18 protein-coding genes and 1 tRNA gene are annotated in these 19,558 nt (G+C 35.2%); 14 read left to right on the forward strand and 5 right to left on the reverse strand.

Annotated elements, in window-relative coordinates; genetic code table 11:
* Nucleotides 1-135: 135 nt before the first annotated feature.
* Nucleotides 136-211, reverse strand: a tRNA-Glu gene (locus ACWG42_RS13955).
* A gap of 248 nt (nucleotides 212-459) precedes the next feature.
* Here ACWG42_RS13955 and ACWG42_RS13960 point away from each other — a divergent pair.
* Both ACWG42_RS13960 and ACWG42_RS13965 read left to right on the forward strand, forming a co-directional pair.
* Nucleotides 460-1,467, forward strand: coding sequence for an asparaginase (locus ACWG42_RS13960; protein WP_455793174.1), 1,008 nt, complete (start codon nucleotides 460-462; stop codon nucleotides 1,465-1,467).
* Nucleotides 1,468-1,469: 2 nt separating this feature from the next.
* On the forward strand, nucleotides 1,470-1,805 hold the full coding sequence (locus tag ACWG42_RS13965) for a hypothetical protein (protein WP_455793175.1): 336 nt from the start codon (nucleotides 1,470-1,472) through the stop codon (nucleotides 1,803-1,805).
* Nucleotides 1,806-1,825: 20 nt separating this feature from the next.
* Here the strand turns inward: ACWG42_RS13965 and ACWG42_RS13970 are convergent, their stop codons facing one another.
* Nucleotides 1,826-3,766: a DUF4118 domain-containing protein gene (locus tag ACWG42_RS13970; RefSeq protein WP_455793176.1), complete on the reverse strand. Its 1,941-nt coding sequence runs from the start codon at nucleotides 3,764-3,766 to the stop codon at nucleotides 1,826-1,828.
* A gap of 273 nt (nucleotides 3,767-4,039) precedes the next feature.
* Between ACWG42_RS13970 and kdpF the strand changes: the two genes are divergently transcribed.
* The 6 genes from kdpF to ACWG42_RS14000 all read left to right on the forward strand — a co-directional run bounded on the left by kdpF (nucleotide 4,040) and on the right by ACWG42_RS14000 (nucleotide 10,310).
* Nucleotides 4,040-4,111 (forward strand): K(+)-transporting ATPase subunit F, encoded by a 72-nt coding sequence (kdpF, locus tag ACWG42_RS13975; RefSeq protein ID WP_455793191.1) that lies wholly within the window; start codon nucleotides 4,040-4,042, stop codon nucleotides 4,109-4,111.
* A 21-nt stretch (nucleotides 4,112-4,132) separates the two neighbouring features.
* On the forward strand, nucleotides 4,133-5,842 hold the full coding sequence (gene kdpA / locus ACWG42_RS13980; RefSeq protein WP_455793177.1) for a potassium-transporting ATPase subunit KdpA: 1,710 nt from the start codon (nucleotides 4,133-4,135) through the stop codon (nucleotides 5,840-5,842).
* Nucleotides 5,843-5,858: 16 nt separating this feature from the next.
* The gene (kdpB, locus tag ACWG42_RS13985; RefSeq protein WP_455793178.1) at nucleotides 5,859-7,922 is read left to right on the forward strand and encodes a potassium-transporting ATPase subunit KdpB; all 2,064 of its coding nucleotides are present in this window, start codon (nucleotides 5,859-5,861) and stop codon (nucleotides 7,920-7,922) included.
* A gap of 9 nt (nucleotides 7,923-7,931) precedes the next feature.
* Complete coding sequence (locus tag ACWG42_RS13990) at nucleotides 7,932-8,555, forward strand: K(+)-transporting ATPase subunit C (protein WP_455793179.1); 624 nt, start codon at nucleotides 7,932-7,934, stop codon at nucleotides 8,553-8,555.
* A gap of 285 nt (nucleotides 8,556-8,840) precedes the next feature.
* On the forward strand, nucleotides 8,841-9,626 hold the full coding sequence (locus tag ACWG42_RS13995) for an alpha/beta fold hydrolase (protein ID WP_455793180.1): 786 nt from the start codon (nucleotides 8,841-8,843) through the stop codon (nucleotides 9,624-9,626).
* A 174-nt stretch (nucleotides 9,627-9,800) separates the two neighbouring features.
* Nucleotides 9,801-10,310, forward strand: a complete 510-nt coding sequence (locus ACWG42_RS14000) for a DUF1836 domain-containing protein (RefSeq protein WP_455793181.1) — start codon at nucleotides 9,801-9,803, stop codon at nucleotides 10,308-10,310.
* Nucleotides 10,311-10,320: 10 nt separating this feature from the next.
* On the opposite strand, the gene ACWG42_RS14005 is transcribed toward ACWG42_RS14000, so the two are convergent.
* The 3 genes from ACWG42_RS14005 to ACWG42_RS14015 all read right to left on the reverse strand — a co-directional run bounded on the left by ACWG42_RS14005 (nucleotide 10,321) and on the right by ACWG42_RS14015 (nucleotide 12,548).
* Nucleotides 10,321-11,514 (reverse strand): DUF2130 domain-containing protein, encoded by a 1,194-nt coding sequence (locus ACWG42_RS14005; protein ID WP_455793182.1) that lies wholly within the window; start codon nucleotides 11,512-11,514, stop codon nucleotides 10,321-10,323.
* A gap of 78 nt (nucleotides 11,515-11,592) precedes the next feature.
* Nucleotides 11,593-11,718 carry a hypothetical protein gene (locus ACWG42_RS14010; protein ID WP_455793183.1) on the reverse strand — a complete coding sequence of 42 codons (126 nt, stop codon included), beginning with the start codon at nucleotides 11,716-11,718 and terminating at the stop codon, nucleotides 11,593-11,595.
* 14 nt (nucleotides 11,719-11,732) lie between these two features.
* Nucleotides 11,733-12,548, reverse strand: a complete 816-nt coding sequence (locus ACWG42_RS14015; RefSeq protein ID WP_455793184.1) for an AraC family transcriptional regulator — start codon at nucleotides 12,546-12,548, stop codon at nucleotides 11,733-11,735.
* A 165-nt stretch (nucleotides 12,549-12,713) separates the two neighbouring features.
* Between ACWG42_RS14015 and ACWG42_RS14020 the strand changes: the two genes are divergently transcribed.
* The 6 genes from ACWG42_RS14020 (at nucleotide 12,714) to gnpA (ending at nucleotide 19,438) form a co-directional block, all read left to right on the forward strand.
* Nucleotides 12,714-14,093 (forward strand): carbohydrate ABC transporter substrate-binding protein, encoded by a 1,380-nt coding sequence (locus ACWG42_RS14020; RefSeq protein WP_455793185.1) that lies wholly within the window; start codon nucleotides 12,714-12,716, stop codon nucleotides 14,091-14,093.
* Nucleotides 14,094-14,165: 72 nt separating this feature from the next.
* The gene (locus ACWG42_RS14025; RefSeq protein ID WP_455793186.1) at nucleotides 14,166-15,059 is read left to right on the forward strand and encodes a carbohydrate ABC transporter permease; all 894 of its coding nucleotides are present in this window, start codon (nucleotides 14,166-14,168) and stop codon (nucleotides 15,057-15,059) included.
* 11 nt (nucleotides 15,060-15,070) lie between these two features.
* Complete coding sequence (locus ACWG42_RS14030; protein ID WP_455793187.1) at nucleotides 15,071-15,952, forward strand: carbohydrate ABC transporter permease; 882 nt, start codon at nucleotides 15,071-15,073, stop codon at nucleotides 15,950-15,952.
* Between the two features lie 13 nt (nucleotides 15,953-15,965).
* Nucleotides 15,966-16,133, forward strand: a complete 168-nt coding sequence (locus ACWG42_RS14035; protein ID WP_455793188.1) for a DUF6903 family protein — start codon at nucleotides 15,966-15,968, stop codon at nucleotides 16,131-16,133.
* A gap of 9 nt (nucleotides 16,134-16,142) precedes the next feature.
* On the forward strand, nucleotides 16,143-17,234 hold the full coding sequence (locus ACWG42_RS14040) for an ABC transporter ATP-binding protein (RefSeq protein WP_455793189.1): 1,092 nt from the start codon (nucleotides 16,143-16,145) through the stop codon (nucleotides 17,232-17,234).
* Nucleotides 17,235-17,290: 56 nt separating this feature from the next.
* On the forward strand, nucleotides 17,291-19,438 hold the full coding sequence (gene gnpA, locus ACWG42_RS14045; RefSeq protein ID WP_455793190.1) for a 1,3-beta-galactosyl-N-acetylhexosamine phosphorylase: 2,148 nt from the start codon (nucleotides 17,291-17,293) through the stop codon (nucleotides 19,436-19,438).
* Nucleotides 19,439-19,558: the final 120 nt, after the last annotated feature.

The following is a 19,558-nucleotide window of genomic DNA, read 5'->3' on the forward strand; positions in this document are numbered from 1 at the left end:
AATTTAACTCTAACACATTGTTGTTTTCCATAGTTAAATTATACCAAAAAAACACGTCTTCCTCTTATGAGATTGACGTGTTTTTTTATGTTATGGCTGTTTCTTATTCGTTACAGCCTCTTTATATTCTTTATTTGGTGACGCGTACGGGATTCGAACCCGTGAATGCTTGCGTGAAAGGCAAGTGAGTTAACCGTTTCTCCAACGCGCCACGATTACAGTGCCATATTATCCTACCATAGTTGTATAAGAAACGCAAGTATTATTTTCGATTTCTTGTATTTTTAAAAAGGTAGTTGTACATATGATTGAGATATTCTAAGATGTGCTTACAAGCTAGATACGATTACCATAAGTAATGGAAGAAAGATAAAACATTTTCTTTTATGAAATCACTAGAAATAAGAGAAAATATTATTTATATGAGCTATAATAAGGAGTGGAAAAAGGACGATGAATATGAAAAGAATATTGTTAATTACAACTGGAGGTACGATTGCCTCTAGTGAAAGTGATGAGGGATTGATTCCTTCCTTAAGAAGCAATGATATCCTGTCGCATTTAGGTGATATAGGAAATGAAATAGAAGTGGTTTGTGAAGACCTGTTGAATTTGGATAGTAGTAATATGCAACCAGAGGAATGGCAAATCATAGCTCGTAGAATTGATGAAGTACATAAGGAATATGATGGCATCGTATTAACACATGGTACGGATACCATGGCATATACAGCAAGTGCCATTAGTTTTATGTTACATAATATTGATATTCCAGTGATCGTAACTGGTTCACAACTTCCGTTGCTTCATCCATTGAGTGATGGAGTAGATAATATTCGCATGGCTTTTGCTTCTGCGCAAGAGAATGTTCAAGGAGTATATGTTTGTTTTAATCGTAAGCTTATGTTAGGGACTAGAGCAGTAAAAGTACGTACGATGAACTTTGATGCCTTTGAAAGCGTGAATATAGAGCCTGCGGGTATTGTAGATGCAAGGGGATTGCATTTGTATGAACATTTGCTAATCCGTAATCAAGGAACATATCAGCTCATGGATGCGATTTGTCAAGATGTGTTTTTGATGAAATTATCTCCTGGAATGAACCCAGAAATATTTGATGTATTAGCTAGTAGAAATTATAAAGGAATCGTAATAGAAGCCTTCGGTGCTGGAGGAATCAATTTTATACGAAGAGATTTGATTCGTAAGTTAGAAGAGATGGCAGAACACGGAATTAGTGTTGTGGTTTGTAGTCAGTGCTTATATGAGAATAGCGATTTTTCAATCTATCAAACTGGACAAAAAGTTTTGAAACAAGGAGTTATCCAAGGATTTGATATGACAAGTGAAGCATGTTTAACAAAATTGATGTGGGCATTGGGACAAACCCAAGATCCTAAAGAAGTAAAACAGATATTCGAAACAAACTTTGTAAATGAGATTACCATACCATATAAGGGGGTGTAAGGATGATTCTATTTTTGGTGTTGAGTAGTTGTTCATTTTTGTTTGTTGGGGTTGGTATCTATGCAATGTACAGGAAAAAACCTATGTGGTTTTATAGTGGAAGTCAGGATGAAATTCAAGAGGAAATATTTCATGATGTAAAAGAGTATAACCGTAAAAATGGATATATGTGGATATTATATGGTATCGTTTTGATGATTCCTCCTTTATGTAAAAGTCTCTTTTTGATATCTTCCGTTGTATTTTTGTTATCGTATATGGGAATAATGGTATTCGGACTCATTGCGATGATGCTATATTGGAATCATCTTCATGATCAATATACAATGAAAAAATGAAGCAATTGACTGCTTCATTTTTATATACCATCTACAGGTTCATGGATAACTTTATGGTAGGGATGTTTACTTACCGATTCCATAACCAATGCTACTTCATTTAGAAGTGCTGTTAATAGGCTTTTCTCAAATGGAGGAAGTAGTTCATTTGATTCCATAGCTATTCCAATTACCGCGAAGACATGTTCCTTCATACGTACTGAAAAATATAAACCTTTTGCAGCAGGTAGTGTACTAGTAGATACTCCTGCTTTTTTATTGTTTTTGAACACCCATTGCGCAACAGCTTGTTCATTAGGTGAAGAATATAAAAGTTCTTCTTCCTCAGTTAAGTTATCATTATAAACGATAGGAGCTTGCAATTTCTCATCCTTTACACTGTATACAATAATTGTTTTATTTAATAAACGATGCAACTGTAAGCAAGTTTCTTTTGCGACATCCGACATTGTATTTGCTAATTGTAGTTTTTGAGAAGCTTCTAAAAGAACTTCTGTACGATGTGCTTGTAAGGCAAGGGCTCTTGTTTGCTGTCTTCCTTTACGTGTTAGGGTATTTGTAATCAGTGCTACCATTAGCATAATAGCGAAGGTTACTGGATAAGATTTCGCATAGGCTTGAAAGCTAAATCTTGGAAAGGTGAAAAAGAAGTTAAAAATAAACACGATTAGAAACGATGCACTGATTCCATAGAAGCGACTTCTTGTCAGGAATGAAATTAGTAAGACCGCAAGTATATAAATCATGATAATATTTGCTTCTGTATATCCCATATGATGAAACCAAAGGCCAATGAGTGTGGTCACAATTAGGAAGGCTATCGTAATCATAGAATCCATCAAATTAAAGATAGGAGCTTTGCGATGATAATTTCCTCGTTCATTATGTCCTTCTTTAGTATTCTTATCTGGAATGATATAAATATCGATGTCTGGAGCAAGGGAAGTTAATCGATCTACAAGCGTTGCTTTAGAGAAAAGGGAATGCTTATTGAAGGAGCGTCCTATGACAATCTTGGAGATACTTCCTATTTTGGCATACTCACTGATTTGTTCTGCGACATCTTCTCCAAAAACAGAGACAACATTCGCACCTAATTGATGAGCCAGTCGGATATTATCATCCAATAGTTTGATCTGATCATCTCCTAGTTTTTCACTATCTGGAGTTTCTACATAAATCGCCGTGAATTCCCCAAAGAAGGCTGCCGCCATTCTAGCGGCTGTACGTATCACTTTTGCATTGCTTGGAGAAGGTGATAGACAAATCATAATATGTTCTTTGGTAAATGCTTTGGTAGTGCTACTTGCAATCATATTGACACGGTCTGCACAACGACGTAAAGCAATCTCACGTAATGCGACTAAGTTATCCTTCATAAAGAAGTTTTCAAGAGCACGAGAGACTTGTGATTTCTTATATATTTTACCTTCTTCTAAACGCTTGATTAAATCATCAGGTTCAATATCAACGAGTTCCACTTGATCAGCTTGATCAAATACTTTATCAGGAATACGTTCATTGACACGTATTCTTGTAATACTAGCGACTACATCTTGTAAACTCTCTAAGTGTTGCACGTTTACGGTTGTATATACATCAATACCTGCGTGTAAGAGTTCTTGTATATCGCTGTAACGTTTTGGGTGACGTGATGTCGCGGCATTGGTATGGGCGAGTTCATCTACCAAAATCAATTCGGGTTTTCTCTTTAATGCGGCATCTAAATCAAACTCATGTAATACAATATCCTTATAAGGAATAGCAGCTACTGGTATTTCTTCTAAGCCATCCATCATAGCGATGGTTTCTGCTCTTGCATGTTTTTCCACATAACCGATGATTACATCAACACCTTCTTTTTTCTTCTCATGTGCCGCAGCTAACATAGCATACGTTTTTCCAACTCCCGCACAATATCCAAAGAATATTTTTAGTTTTCCTTTTTTCTCTGTATTCATTTCTATATCATCCTATCTGTACGTATCCATTGTACTATAGTTTATACATTTCTTTTGATATCTTTATACTATCTTAACACAGAATCAATTGTTACTAACAGCACGTTCGCAAAGCGTTTGCTATAATGTCTACACTTTAAGATAAGGAGTGAGGTTATGCTAATGGATCTACTGATGGTCGTCCTGTTAGTTGCAGGATTTGGCAGTGTAAAATTGTTTACCGATTGGTGTGCAAAGCAGATAAAACATTAAAGGGAGGAATTCATTATGTGGATGCTTGGAATTATTGTGGTCGCGTTAGCGGCATACCTAGTGTATGCGCTGATATCACCTGAGAAGTTTTAATTTGGAAAGGGGTAACTCACTATGTTACAGATAGGAATTCTATTGTTATTATTTGTTGTTATGGTAATACCAATGGGGAAATATATGTTCCATGTGGCAGATGGACGACGTACTTTCGTTGATCCAATCTTCGATCGTGTGGAAAGAGTATTGTATAAAGTATTTCGTGTAGACACATCCAATATGGGATGGAAACGTTATGCACTAACATTATTGTTAGTGAATGCAGTTATGGTATTGGTAGGATATTTGATTCTACGTATTCAATCTATGGGATTATGGAATCCAAATGGGATTGGAAACATGGAACAATCGTTATCCTATAACACAATTATTTCGTTTATGACAAATACCAATCTTCAGCATTACTCTGGAGAATCTGGATTATCTTATATGTCACAAATGTTGGTTATCATTGTTATGATGTTCACATCAGCTGCCACTGGATTCTCTGCTTGTATGGCAATGGTTCGTGGATTTTGTGGAAAAGAGATTGGAAACTTTTACGTAGATATGACACGTTGTATCCTTCGTATATTGATTCCATTCGCATTTATTATTGCGTTGATTTTAGTATCACAGGGCGTTCCTATGACACTAGAAGGAAATATTACAGTTACAACAATTGAAGGAAAACTTCAAGATATTGCTAGAGGGCCTATTGCGGCATTAGAATCCATTAAGCACTTAGGTACGAATGGTGGAGGTTTCTTAGGAGCGAACTCTTCTACTCCGTTAGAAAATCCAACCATCATATCCAATGCGGTTGAAATGTATTCTATGATGTTGTTACCAGGTGGATGTGTGGTTGCATTTGGACATATGTTGGCAAGAAAATATGAAGAAAAAGCAACACATATCAAACAAATCTTATTCGGGCCACAAGGTCGTACGATATTTATCGCCATGAGCATTTTGTTCTTGCTTTCCTTAAGTGTATGCTATTGGGCAGAATTACAAGGAAATCCTGTATTTGAACAATTAGGATTAGCGAATGTTGCGGGAAATATGGAAGGAAAAGAACTTCGTTTTGGAATTGCAAATTCTTCCTTATTTACAACTGTTACAACTGCCTTTACAACAGGTACTGTAAACAATATGCATGATACCTTAACACCACTTGGAGGAATGATTCCTTTATTACAAATGATGTTAAATGTAGTCTTTGGTGGTGCAGGTGTTGGATTGATGAATATGTTAATCTATGCAATCCTTGCGGTCTTCATCTGTGGTTTGATGATTGGACGTACACCAGAGTATCTTGGTAAGAAAATAGAAGGAAAAGAGATGAAACTTGCTGCACTAAGTATCATCATTCATCCTTTATTAATATTAGGTTTCTCCGCAATCGCTGTGGTTTGTAAAGATGGCCTAGATGGTATTACAAACGCAGGATTCCATGGCTTAACACAAGTCTTATATGAGTTCTCATCAAGTGCCGCTAACAATGGTTCTGGATTTGAAGGATTAGCAGATAACAGTGTATTCTGGAATGTAACTTGTGGATTAGCAATGTTCTTTGGGCGCTATCTAGCTATTGTTATTCAGTTGGCGATCGCAGGAAGCTTATTGAAGAAACGTTATGTAAATGAATCTATTGGTACATTAAAGACAGATACCTTTACCTTTAGCTTCTCATTGGTAATGGTAGTACTAATTATTGCCGCATTGACCTTCTTGCCAGCACTTGCATTAGGTCCAATTGCAGAACATCTCACTTTGTGGATGTAGAGGGGAGATACGTAAGATGAGTAAGAAAGATAAACAGACAAAATTTATTACGAAAGATATCTTAAAATCTTCGCTGATAGGATCTGTTAAGAAATTGAATCCAAAATATATGATGAAAAATCCAGTAATGTTTGTAGTAGAAGTTGGATTCTTCATAGCATTGTTATTAGTGTTCTTCCCAAATTTATTTGGAGATAGCGGAGAAAACCTTCGTATATATAACGCAATCGTTTCTGTTATATTATTTATCACTGTGTTATTTGCCAACTTTGCAGAATCTGTTGCAGAGGGAAGAGGAAAAGCACAGGCTGAATCTTTAAAGAAAACAAAAAAAGATACGATGGCAAGAGTACTTGATGAAGAAGGAAATGAAACAATGATTTCCTCTATGCAATTAAAAAAGGGAGATATCGTATTGGTGAAGATGGGGGAGCTGATTCCCAATGATGGTGAAATCATTGAGGGAATCGCATCCATTGATGAATCTGCTATCACGGGAGAATCTGCACCAGTATTAAAAGAAAGTGGTGGAGACTTTGCAAGTGTAACAGGTGGAACACTTGTGGTATCTGATTGGATTAAAGTCGAAATTACAAGTGAACCTGGACAATCATTCTTAGATAAAATGATTGCTTTGGTAGAAGGGGCATCACGCTCTAAAACACCGAATGAAATTGCATTAAATATCTTATTGATTTCGTTAACATTAATCTTCTTATTGGTTATTGTAACGTTATACCCAATGGCTCGTTATACAGGAGTTTCCATTGCAATCTCTACCTTGATTGCCTTAATGGTATGTTTGATTCCAACCACAATTGGTGGCTTGTTAAGCGCAATTGGTATTGCAGGTATGGATCGTGTTACACGTTTTAATGTCATCGCTATGTCTGGAAAAGCAGTAGAAGCTTGTGGTGATGTGGATACTATGATTCTAGATAAAACAGGAACAATTACATTTGGAAATCGTTTAGCATCAAAATTTATTCCAGTAGAAGGTATAAAAGAAAGCGATGTTACTTACTATGCAGCATTGAGTTCTTTACATGATGATACACCAGAAGGTAAATCGATTATCGATTTAGCACGACAAGGTGGAATTACATTAGATAAAGAAGATTTCATGAATGCCGATTTTATAGAATTTAGCGCGCAAACGAGAATGAGTGGAATGGACATGAAGGATGGAAAAGAAATCATCCGTAAAGGTGCCAGTGATGCGATTATTCGTTACGTTGAAAAACAAGGCGGCGTGATTCCAAAAGATTTAGAAGAAAAAGTAAATGAAGTTAGTAAACTTGGTGGTACACCACTTGTTGTATGTGCAAATAATGTAATATATGGTGTCATTTATTTAAAAGATACTGTAAAACCAGGATTGGTTGATCGATTTGCACGTTTACGTGAGATTGGTATCAAAACTATTATGTGTACAGGAGATAACCCTTTAACAGCCGCAACGATTGCTGCAGAAGCAGGTGTGGATGGATACATTGCAGAATGTAAACCTGAAGATAAAATTGATGTTATCAAAAAGGAACAAGCCGAAGGTAAGATTGTTGCGATGACAGGAGATGGGACAAACGATGCTCCAGCTCTTGCACAAGCCGATGTAGGTTTGGCTATGAATTCTGGAACAACTTCTGCGAAAGAAGCTGCGAACATGGTAGATTTAGATAGCGATCCTACAAAGATTCTAGAAGTTGTAGAAATTGGTAAGCAACTCTTGATTACACGTGGATCTTTAACTACTTTCTCTATCGCGAATGATATCGCAAAATACTTTGCAATTATTCCAGCCATGTTTACTATTGCTATTCCACAGATGGATGTATTGAATGTAATGCATTTATCTACACCATATAGTGCAATTATATCTGCATTGATCTTCAATGCGATCATCATTCCTTGCCTCATTCCACTTGCTATGCGTGGTGTAAAATACAAACCAATGAGTGCAAGTAAGATGTTAGGTAGAAATATGTTAATTTATGGTTTAGGTGGAATTGTAACTCCATTTATAGCGATTAAAATTATTGATATGATCATCACGCCATGTATGGCGATGTTGGGATTCTAGGAGGCATTTATGAAACGTTATATAAAAAGTATAAGAACAGCGCTTCTGTTCTCCATAGGTATGTTGGTGATTTGTGGAGTCTTGTATCCACTTGCATTAACAGGTGTATCTCAAGTATTCTTTAAGGACAAAGCCAATGGTTCCCTTATAGAAATTAATGGAAAAGTAGTTGGTTCAAAAATTGTTGGTCAAAAATTTGAAGATGATAAATTTTTCAAAGGAAGACCAAGTGCGGTAAATTACAATACGTATACAGAGGAAGAAAAAGAAAATGGGGATTATGGCGGAGTTGCAAGTGGTTCAAATAACTATGCTCCTAGCAATCCTGATTTAAAAGCACGTATGGAAGCAGATATCCAAAGTTTCTTGGATGCCAATCCAAGTGTAGAACGTTCTTCAATCCCTGAAGACTTAGTAACTGCATCAGGTTCTGGATTAGATCCACATATCTCTGTGGAAGCCGCAAAAGTACAAGTAGCTGCAATTGCGAAAGCAAGTGGTTTATCACAAGAGGACTTGAACAAAATCATTGAAAACAACACAACAGATAAAGTTGCTGGAGTTTTTGGAGAAGCTACGGTTAATGTATTACAGTGTAATTTAGATATCGCCAAAAAATTGAACTTGATTTAATGATGATCAGAGTGAACAAAGTGCGTTCACTCTGTTTTTTTAGGAATTTTAAAATTCATCTCATATATGTAAAGTGTAAGAACAAAAAGGAAGATGATATATATAGCTACAAAAGATGTAACAAAAGTAAGCTATAAAAATGATGTGTTCTTTCAAACACATCTAGATACTGTTATACTTAGAGTATAGAAGTGATTATAGAAGAGGTGAGAACATGAGAAAAAATTAATACGCAAGGAAAAAGTCCTTGCATAAGTCATGAATAAAAACTTAGGAGGGCTAAATATGAGCTATTTTTATTATGAAGACAAAAAAGTATATTATCAAGAGAGTGGGAAAGGAACACCGCTACTTCTCTTACATGGAAATACAGCATCTTCTGTGATGTTTTATGAAATTGAAAAATTGTTTCGTAAAAAGTATAACGTAATATGCATTGATTTTCTGGGACATGGGAAGTCCGAGCGATTGGATACATTTCCTACAGACTTATGGTTTTATGAAGCACAACAAGTGATTGCGTTCTTGAAAGAGAAACAATTTGGTAAGGTGGATATCATTGGTACTAGTGGAGGTGCATTGGTTGCCATTAATGTTGCGTTAGAGGCTGGGGAATATGTCAATAAGGTTATTGCGGATAGTTTTGAAGGAGAACGATGTATCGATGCATTCACAAAGAATATTACACAAGATCGATATCTTTCGAAACAAGATAAAGATGCTGTGCAGTTTTATCAATATATGCATGGTGAGGACTGGGAAGGTATCGTGGATAAAGATACTGCGGCTATCGCAGAACATGCGCTAAATATTCAGAATTTCTTTCACAAACCGTTATCAAATTTACAAACAGATATTTTGCTTGTTGGAAGTCGTGAAGATGAATTTGTTTGTTCTTTAGGAAGAGATTATTTTGATCGTGTGTATCGAGAGATGTTAGATAAGATACAACATGGAAATATGCACCTATTTGAACACGGAAGACATCCAGCAATGTTATCAAATGCTCAACAGTTTTACGAAATGAGTATTGCATTTTTAAAGGGAACTGATGAGACAAGCAATCTTTAGAACCTTTAAATAAAGCAATTCTATGCACATAAAAGGAAGGATTCTTTCGTTTTTAAGTTAGAAAATTCAAATAAATACGAACTAAATGATTTAGTTTTAAAAAACATGTGTACTAGAGTGATTTATGAGTTGACAAAGGTAGATTATAATGCTAGGATTACACTAGGTGATAATATGAGTGAAAGAAGAAATACACCCGTAATACAGCTTCCACATTGGGATCAACTACCAGATATGGAATTGTATATGGACCAAGTTGTAACATTGCTAAATGACTATTTAAAACCTTTTCAAAAGGGTCAGGATAAAATGGTAACGAGTACCATGATTAACAATTACGTAAAGAATGGAATCGTACATCCACCAATAAAGAAACGTTATACCAAACAACACATGGCATACTTAGTGGTTGTTTGTGTGTTAAAGATGGTTTATAGAATGGATGAAATCAGTAGTTTGATATCCGTTCAAATTGATAAGTATCCTGTAGATCAAGCATACAATTATTTTTGTGCAGAGTTGGAAAGCTGTTTAAAATGCATCTTCCAACATAAAAAAATTCATCACGTACCAAGTGATGATGAGGGAAGTCTGGTTGTGGATTTGATTCGCAATACAGTACAATCCATTGCATATACTGTATATGTACGTCACGCATTAGATAAAAGCACACAAAACGATTAAATCCCAGTGGTTACTGGGATTTTGTTTTATGTAATTCATCAAATTTTTCTTTCATTGTAGGATTGTTTCTTACTAATTTTTTAACACTTAAGTCTTCGGCTTTATTGTTTGCTAAGCGAAGGTTGTTTTCAGAAGAGAGTAGAGCATCTTTTGTTTTTTGTAGATGCATAATTGTTTTGTCCAATTCATCGATTGCAGATTTGAATTTACGACTTGCTAAATCATAGTTTCTTCCAAATTCAGATTTAAAGGTATCTAAAGATTCTTCGAAATTAGTAATATCGATATTTTGTTCACGGATAAGAGCTACTTCTTGTTTATATTGTAAAGAGTTCATAGCAGCATTACGCAATAAGGTAATCATAGGAATAAAGAACTGAGGACGGATTACATACATTTTCTCATATTCATACGATACATCAACTATCCCAGTGTTATAAAACTCATTGTCGATTTCTAATAAGGACACAAGAATTGCATATTCGCATCGTTTTTCTTTACGATCTTTATCCAACTCTTTGAAGAAGTGTTCATTTTTCTTTTTGGTCGCAGTAGTGTCAATTTCATTTTTCATTTCAAACATAATGGAAATGATTTCAACACCTTGTTCATCATACTCACGATAGATATAATCTCCCTTGCTTCCACTAGATGCATCGTTATCTTTCGCAAATTCCGCGCGTGGGAAGGCAGTTGTACGCAATTTATTGAACTCATATTCACAGTGCTGTTCTAAGCTTTCTCCAATCATTTTCGTAGATTGTTTTGCTTTAAAATCTTTATAAAAGGCGATAGTTTCTTCTTTTTGCTTCAATTCCATTTCATAGCGTTCTTTTAAAGAGTTCTTATCCAATTGGTTTTCTCTTTCCAATATCGCAAGCTTTGATTGTAGCTCATACAATTCCTTATCTTTATCAAATACAGCTTTTGAAATTTCCAATTTCTTGGAGTTTTCTAGATCCTGTTTTTTTGCAAGTAAATCTGCAATTTCTTTATCTTTTTCAAAGAGTGTTTGATGAAGTTCATGTTTTGCTTTTTCTTCTAATAAAGATAATTCACTTTGATGTTGTAGTTTCATCTGTTCTACTTTTTCAAGCACCTCTTGTTGAAATTCTTGTGTACGTACTTGTTGTAAAATTTCTGCATAACTTACTTCATCGATGGTAAAGGTTGTACCACAATTTGGACACTTAATCTCATGCATAAAAAGACCTCCTGGTTGAATGAAAATATATAGCGTAATTATATCATAGATGTTTGCACATGTCCGATATAAGATAGATTAAATTTTATCATCATCTAGGTCAACAAAAGGGTCACCAAATAGTAGCCACAATATTTTAAAATGACGAAAACAAAATGCTTTCATTCTTTTCAATAAGCTTTTCTTGTTTGTAGGATTTGACATATCATGAACTCCTTTCAGCTAATAAATGTTTTACGATATTGTTGTGGAGATGTATGTAACACTCGTTTAAAGACCTGCGAAAAGTATGATTGAGAAGAGAATCCAACAATATTTGCAATATCCCGACTGCTTAAATTTGTTGTTTCTAGTAACTTTTTCGCTTCAGCAATTCTGCATTCTACCAAGTAGTTGATAGGAGAAATACCCTTGTACTTTTTGAAGGCATGTACCATATAGTACTTATTGATGTATGTGAGTTCACTAAGTCTATCTAAGGTAATATCTTCTTTAAAATGTTCTTTGATGTATTTTTCAATAAAAATGCATTCTCTTTTATCTTTTTTACTAGTCGTAGCAACTTCCAATGTGATATTTGTTCTTCGTATCATATTAATGATCAAGGCTTCTAGTAAGTTATGTTGTAATACAACTGAAAATTCATCCTTGGTTTCCACTTCGTTGGATAAAGTCTTTAGGTAAAATAGAATTTCATGTTTGTAGTTATAGTAATTATGAATACTGAAATCAAATTGACGTTCATCGTCTTGTTCTGTGAAGAAAGCTAATCCTTCCACACCAACAACAATATATTCCAATGGAGCATCATCTTTACTGGTCTCTGTATGAAGTACGTGTGGATTTACGATGATCAAATCATCTTCTTTGATATCGTGAAAGACTTCATTTACGAAGAATTGACCTTTGCCTCTGATAACATAGAAAAATTCAGTGAAGTTGTGCGTGTGAGGAATGGAGTGCCAGCCTGTATCATAACGAGATTGTGTTACATATAATAGCTTCTTATTCACCTTTATTACATTCGATTGCATATTTTCACCTCTTTGTAAATGGTTTCATGTATTTATTTTTATTATATTGCATATTTTCAAAAAAAGCAATATTTCTAAAACTTTTGACAAGATGTAGCTTGAATTGATGGTGCTTGTCTCCTATAATGTGTATTGTTAAAAAGATTTCTTATGAGGAGGAAACCTATGAAAAAATTAGTTGCACTGGGGCTTTGCTCAATGATGGCTGTTTCTGTTCTAGCAGGATGTAGTTCAGGAAAATCAGGCAGCGATAACAAAGTTCTAAAGATTTCAGGATTAAATGGAGGTTATGAAACAAAAGGTTGGGAAGAAGTTGTAAAAGCTTTCGAAAAAGCAAACGATGGAGTGAAAGTAGAACTTACACTTGAAAAAAACATCGCAGATACTTTACGCCCAGTTATTACATCAGGAAAAGATGTACCGGATTTGATTTATCTATCCATTGGTGCTGAGGGAAAACTTACAGATACAATGGTAGCTGAAAAACAAATATCAGATATTTCTGATGTGTTAAAAATGGATGTTCCTGGTGAAAAAACTACGGTTGGAGATAAATTACTTGGAGGATTCTCAAATGCATTAACATCTAGCCCATATGGTGATGGAAAAATGTATTTGGCACCAATCAACTACGGACCATGTGGATTGTTCTATAATGCAGGTTTATTCAAAGAAAAAGGTTGGGAAGTACCTAAGACTTGGGATGAAATGTGGGTTCTTGGCGACAAGGCAAAAGCAGAAGGAATTGCATTGTTCACATATCCAACAACAGGATACTTTGATGCATTTTTCTCAGCATTGTTAAATGAAACTGCAGGACCAGAAGCATATACAAAATTAATGAATTATGATACAGCGACTTGGGAAAGTGCAGATACAAAAAAGGCATTTGAAATCGTTGGTAAATTAGCTAGCTACACAGAAAAAAATACAGTAGCAAATGCAAATAAAGAAGGATTTGCAAAAAATCAGCAATTAGTTCTTGATAACAAAGCATTGTTTATTCCTAATGGAACATGGTTACCAGGGGAAATGGCAGAAGCTCCTAGAGCAAAAGGCTTTGAATGGGGATTCACTGCATTACCAGCAGCTAAAGAAGGTGGAGATCGCTATTCTACAGCATTCGTTGAACAAGTATATATTCCAACGAAAGCAGCAAACGCTGACTTAGCTAAGAAATTTATCGCTTATATGTATTCTGATGAAGCTGGGAAAATCTTCTACGAATATGGTGCACAAAAAGTAGATGAAAACAAAAAACCAATTGAAGGTGAATACAACAAAGGACCAATCATGCCAATCAAAGGTGCTACAGAAAATCTTATGGGTGCGGATGATGAAAACAAACTTTACTATTCTGTTTATGAAGGTGGAGCTAAATCAAATCCAGTTGGATTCGTTTCAAAAGATACAATCGAAGGTGTAGACCTTACAAGTGCTGAAGGTATCTTATATGGTACCGTAAATGAAGTTGTAAATGGTACTAAGAGTGTAGATGACTGGTATAAAGCTGTTATTGATACAGTTAAAATGTATAACAAATAACATTTAGATATAATGTTGAATTAGCATATAGCGGTGGAAACACCGCTATGCTATTTTAGAGAGGTGAGATCTATGAACAAAAAGAAAGAACGAAAACGATTTATCATCATTTGCTTGGCTCCTGCATTTATATTGTTTAGTATATTTATGATACTACCAACGTTGAATGTATTTTGGATGTCAACGTTAAAATGGGGAGGATTGTCAGCTGATAAAACATTCGTTGGTTTGAATAATTTTATAATATTAGCGAAGGATATGAATTTTATACGAGCTTTACAAAATACCATATTCTTGATTGCTATTGTAACGATGGTTACGATGACAATTGCAGTGCTATTTGCTAGCATTCTTGTTAGAGAAAAGGTAAAAGGACAAAACTTTTTCCGTATTATCTTCTATATTCCTAACATACTTTCTGTAGTTGTAATCGCTTCTATCTTTACCGCAATATATGATCCATCGGATAATGGTATGATCAATAATATTATTGGTTTATTTAAGCCGGAGACATGGGAGACTATAAAGTTTTTAGGAGATCCAAATATTGTTCTATATGCTATCACAGGAGCTATGGTGTGGCAGGCAATTGGATATTATATGGTTATGTATATGGCAAGTATGAGTTCGATTCCAGAACATTTATATGAAGCAGCGGCACTTGAAGGGGCAGGAAAATTTAAACAATTCTTTTCCATCACGCTACCTCTTGTTTGGGATAACATAAGGACTACACTTACCTTCTTTGTGATCAGTTGTATCAATTTAAGTTTCTTGTTTGTGAAGGTTTTTGGAAGCGGACCTGGTGGTTCTGCTGAAACAGTATTGAGTTATATGTACAAACAAGCGTATGATAACGCGACTTATGGATATGGTATGGCTATTGGTGTGATTGTATTCTTATTCTCATTTATATTAAGTGCTCTTATCAATAAGGCAACTGAGCGCGAAGTATTGGAATTCTAGGAGGTAATAAAGTGGAAAAAGTAAAAAAAGATCGTTCTGATCTCTTGTATAAAATATTCATATATGTCGCTTTAGCTACCTTGGCAATTTCTATTATAATTCCCGTAGCTTGGGTGTTTATGGCATCTATAAAACAGAATTCAGAGTTTTATGGAAATCCATGGGCATTACCAGCAGGAGTTTATTTTGAAAACTTCGTAAATGCTTTTCAAAAGGCTAACATGGGAGAGTATTTTATGAATTCCATCATTGCGACAGGACTTGGCTTATGCCTTTTATTGGTAGTGGCTCTTCCTGCTTCTTATGTTTTGGCAAGATTCAATTTCAAATTAAAGAAAATAATGAACACGCTCATGATGGCTGGTCTATTTATCAATGTGAACTACATCGTAGTCCCAATATTCTTGATGATGTTAGGTTGGGATGATGCGATATATAACTTGTTTGGAATAAGCTTCTTTATGAATAATATCGTTGTCTTAGCGGTAGTATATGCAGCTACTGCGATACCATTTACCGTGTATTTGTTGACAGGTTATTTTAAAACATTGCCGAATGCGTATGAAGAAGCAGCGCTGATTGATGGATGTGGGTATTTCAAAACGATGATTAAAGTCATGATCCCTATGGCAAAACCTAGCATTGTTACCGTCATTCTGTTTAATTTCTTAGCCTTTTGGAATGAGTATATCATTGCACTTACATTGATGCCAGGAACATCAAAAACATTACCAGTTGGTCTCATGAATTTGATGCAGGCCTCTAGAGGAAAAGCAGAATATGGAATGATGTATGCTGGATTAGTGATTGTCATGTTACCAACTCTGATTTTGTATATTATGGTTCAAAAGAAACTAACACAAGGGATGACTCTTGGTGGGTTGAAGGACTAAGGAGGTTACAGGAATGAATACGATAACGAAAAATGTATTGATGGTAATTATCTTTATTATCTCAATTGTGTTAATTTTCATAGGACAAAAAAATGTTGGATATACAGGTCTTATGGTGGAATTATTAGGCTTGGCTGGAATTTTGGGTATTCTACATACCTATAACAGAAGATACAAATAGGAGGAAATCATGGCTACTTTAAAATTAAAAAATATAAATAAAATTTATGACAATAATGTCCAAGCTGTATTTGATTTTAATCTGGATATAGAAGATAAAGAATTTATTGTGTTTGTAGGACCATCCGGTTGTGGGAAGAGTACAACTCTACGTATGATTGCAGGTCTTGAAGATATTAGCAGTGGGGAATTATACATCGATGAGAAAATGGTAAATGAGGTTGCTCCTAAAGACCGAGACATTGCCATGGTCTTTCAATCCTATGCACTTTATCCTCATATGAGTGTATATGATAATATGGCCTTTGGTTTAAAAATAAAAAAGACAGCGAAAGATGAAATTGATCGACGTGTACAAGAAGCCGCAAAATCTTTAGAGATTGATCAATACTTAGAACGTAAACCAAAAGCATTATCTGGTGGACAACGTCAACGTGTTGCATTAGGCAGAGCCATTGTAAGAAATGCAAAAGTATTCTTAATGGACGAACCACTTAGTAATCTTGATGCGAAACTTCGTGTACAGATGCGTAGTGAAATCATCAAACTACATGAAAGAATTGGAGCGACTACGATTTACGTAACCCATGATCAAACAGAAGCGATGACTATGGCAACTCGTATTGTTGTTATGCGTGGAGGATATATCCAACAAATTGGTACACCGAAGGAAATTTATCAAAATCCAACAAATAAATTTGTTGCGGGTTTTATCGGTGCACCAGCAACAAACTTCATAGATGGAACGTATCATAATCATAGCTTTCATGTAGGAGAAAATACCATTGAATTACCGGAAATGTTCCTTGATAAATTAAAGGACTATGAAGGGAAAACAATTACGATGGGAATTCGTCCTGAAGACCTTCATGCGGAAGCCATTGTAGGACAAACGTATCCATCTGCACAATTTGAGTTTAATATTGAAGTGAATGAATTGTTAGGTCACGAATTTATAATGCATGGAAATATTCATGGACAACCTATACAAGCTAAGATATCTGCTCGTACGGATGTAAAAGCACATGATACAATTGCGCTATATATGGATCTTGGAAAAGTACATTTCTTTGATGCGGAAACAGAAAACTGTATTATTTAAAATAAAATTTTAGTTAGACAATGTTCACACAAAGTGATAAATAAGGAGGTTAATACATGGCAACTGAGTATGGAAGAGTAACGATTCCTACAGATGTAGATGTCATTGAGGAAACAATCGCAATCATGAAACGATGGAAGGCAGATGCAATTCGTGATTGTGATGGTACGGATATGCCAGATGAAATCAAAAAAATGGATGTAAAACAATACGCAACGTATTATACGACGCGTAAAGACAATGCTTGGGCAAGTGCAAACCCTGATGAAATTCAACAAATGTATTTGATGAGTGAGTTTGTAACCGCAAAAGATACAACCTTGAGAATAGAAATCATGCGTGATTTCTATAAGGATCAATTAAAACCAAACACCTTGGAGGATATACATCGTTGGTGGGAAGTAATCGATCGTACTACGGGTGAAGTAGTGAAGGATTGGGATTATGATGAGGATACAAAAGAAGTTGTATTGCATCATAGTATTCCTTTCCATGCCTATACAGTAAGTTTTCTAGCTTTTGTAATTTGGGATCCTGTACATATGTATAATTCCATTACGAATGGTTGGGAAGGGGAAGAGCATCAAATGACATTTGATGTTCGTCAACCAAAAACAAAAGAGTTCGTAAAGGATAAATTGCGTGCCTTTGTGAAAGAGAGAGACGATGTGAATGTTATTCGTTTCACAACATTCTTTCATCAATTCACATTAACCTTTAATGAACAAGCAAAAGAAAAGTTCGTGGATTGGTTTGGATATAGTGCATCTGTTTCTCCTTATATTCTAAAACAATTTGAAGAAGAAGTAGGTTATGCATTTCGACCAGAATTTATTATCAATAAAGGATTTCACAACAATACATTCTGTGTACCTAGTAAGGAATTCAAAGATTTTATGGACTTCCAACAAAGAGAAGTTTGTGCACTAGCTAAGGAATTGGTGGATATTTGCCATGAAGCTGGTAAGGAAGCTATGATGTTTTTGGGTGATCATTTTATTGGGACAGAACCATTTGGTAAGTATTTCAAATCCATTGGGTTGGATGCGGTAGTAGGTAGTGTAGGCAGTGGAACTACCTTACGCTTGATAAGTGATATTGAAGGTGTAGACTATACAGAAGGAAGATTTTTACCTTACTTCTTTCCCGACACCTTCCATGAAGGTGGAGATCCTTTGAAAGAAGCGAAAGTCAACTGGGTGACTGCACGTCGCGCCATTCTTCGCAAACCAGTAGATCGCATTGGATATGGAGGATATTTAAAGCTAACATTAGATTATCCTGAATTTATTGATTATATAGAAAATATTTGTAATGAGTTTCGAGAACTATACGATCATGTGAATAACCAAACTCCACACACACACTTGAAAGTGGCAGTCTTAAATAGTTGGGGTGAAATCCGTCGTTGGGGAACACATCTTGTTCACCATGCGATTTGGTATAAGCAAATATATTCCTACACGGGTGTATTAGAAGCACTCTCTGGGTTTCCATTCGATGTAGCATTCATAAGTTTTGAAGATGTTCGAAACAATCCAAGCATATTAGATACAATCGATGTCGTAATCAATGTTGGAGATGCTTACACATCCTTTAGTGGGGGAGAAGAAATCGATGAAAGCATTATTACAACTCTTCGTAAATATGTCTATAATGGTGGTGGATTCATCGGAGTCGGAGAACCTCTAGCAATTCGTAAAAATGGGAAATTCTTTGCCTTATACGATGTATTAGGAGTAGATGAAGAATTAGGATTTACATTAAATACAGATAAGTACAATTGGCAAGAACATGAGCACTTTATCGCAGAACAATTAGAACATGAAAATTTCGGTGAAGATTTACGCAATGTGTATGCACTGGATGCTACCGTCGTGAAAGAGAAGAACTTACATGTGAATTTGGCTGTAAATGAATACGGAGAAGGACATGGTGTATATATGAACGGATTACCATTCTCCTTCGAAAACGCAAGGTTATTGTATCGTAGTATTTATTATGCTGCAGGTAAAGCAAAGGATATGAAAAAATGGTATTGTGAAAATTATAATGTAGAGATAAATTACTATCCTTCTACCAATAGTTTCTGTGTGGTAAACAATACGTATAAATCACAAAAAACAATCGTATATCGTGGAGATGGATCAAGCTTTGACCTTTCCTTAGATGCTTGTGAAATCAAATGGTTTGATTATAAATAAAAAAAGAGGCTGTAACGAATAAGAAACAGCCATAACATAAAAAAACACGTCAATCTCATAAGAGGAAGACGTGTTTTTTTGGTATAATTTAACTATGGAAAACAACAATGTGTTAGAGTT

The sequence above is a fragment of the Amedibacillus sp. YH-ame10 genome (assembly GCF_053848885.1).

Bases quoted from the DNA above. Each gene is read 5' to 3' on its own strand.
- ACWG42_RS13990 (WP_455793179.1), top strand. From the start codon at position 7,932: ATGAAACGTTATATAAAAAGTATAAGAACAGCGCTTCTGTTCTCCATA.
- ACWG42_RS14015 (WP_455793184.1), bottom strand. From the start codon at position 12,548: ATGCAATCGAATGTAATAAAGGTGAATAAGAAGCTATTATATGTAACA.
- ACWG42_RS13965 (WP_455793175.1), top strand. From the start codon at position 1,470: ATGATTCTATTTTTGGTGTTGAGTAGTTGTTCATTTTTGTTTGTTGGG.
- ACWG42_RS13970 (WP_455793176.1), bottom strand. From the start codon at position 3,766: ATGAATACAGAGAAAAAAGGAAAACTAAAAATATTCTTTGGATATTGT.
- gnpA (WP_455793190.1), top strand. From the start codon at position 17,291: ATGGCAACTGAGTATGGAAGAGTAACGATTCCTACAGATGTAGATGTC.
- kdpB (WP_455793178.1), top strand. From the start codon at position 5,859: ATGAGTAAGAAAGATAAACAGACAAAATTTATTACGAAAGATATCTTA.
- ACWG42_RS14020 (WP_455793185.1), top strand. From the start codon at position 12,714: ATGAAAAAATTAGTTGCACTGGGGCTTTGCTCAATGATGGCTGTTTCT.
- ACWG42_RS14005 (WP_455793182.1), bottom strand. From the start codon at position 11,514: ATGCATGAGATTAAGTGTCCAAATTGTGGTACAACCTTTACCATCGAT.
- ACWG42_RS14040 (WP_455793189.1), top strand. From the start codon at position 16,143: ATGGCTACTTTAAAATTAAAAAATATAAATAAAATTTATGACAATAAT.
- ACWG42_RS14025 (WP_455793186.1), top strand. From the start codon at position 14,166: ATGAACAAAAAGAAAGAACGAAAACGATTTATCATCATTTGCTTGGCT.
- ACWG42_RS14010 (WP_455793183.1), bottom strand. From the start codon at position 11,718: ATGTCAAATCCTACAAACAAGAAAAGCTTATTGAAAAGAATGAAAGCA.
- ACWG42_RS13960 (WP_455793174.1), top strand. From the start codon at position 460: ATGAAAAGAATATTGTTAATTACAACTGGAGGTACGATTGCCTCTAGT.
- ACWG42_RS13995 (WP_455793180.1), top strand. From the start codon at position 8,841: ATGAGCTATTTTTATTATGAAGACAAAAAAGTATATTATCAAGAGAGT.
- ACWG42_RS14035 (WP_455793188.1), top strand. From the start codon at position 15,966: ATGAATACGATAACGAAAAATGTATTGATGGTAATTATCTTTATTATC.
- ACWG42_RS14000 (WP_455793181.1), top strand. From the start codon at position 9,801: ATGAGTGAAAGAAGAAATACACCCGTAATACAGCTTCCACATTGGGAT.
- kdpA (WP_455793177.1), top strand. From the start codon at position 4,133: ATGTTACAGATAGGAATTCTATTGTTATTATTTGTTGTTATGGTAATA.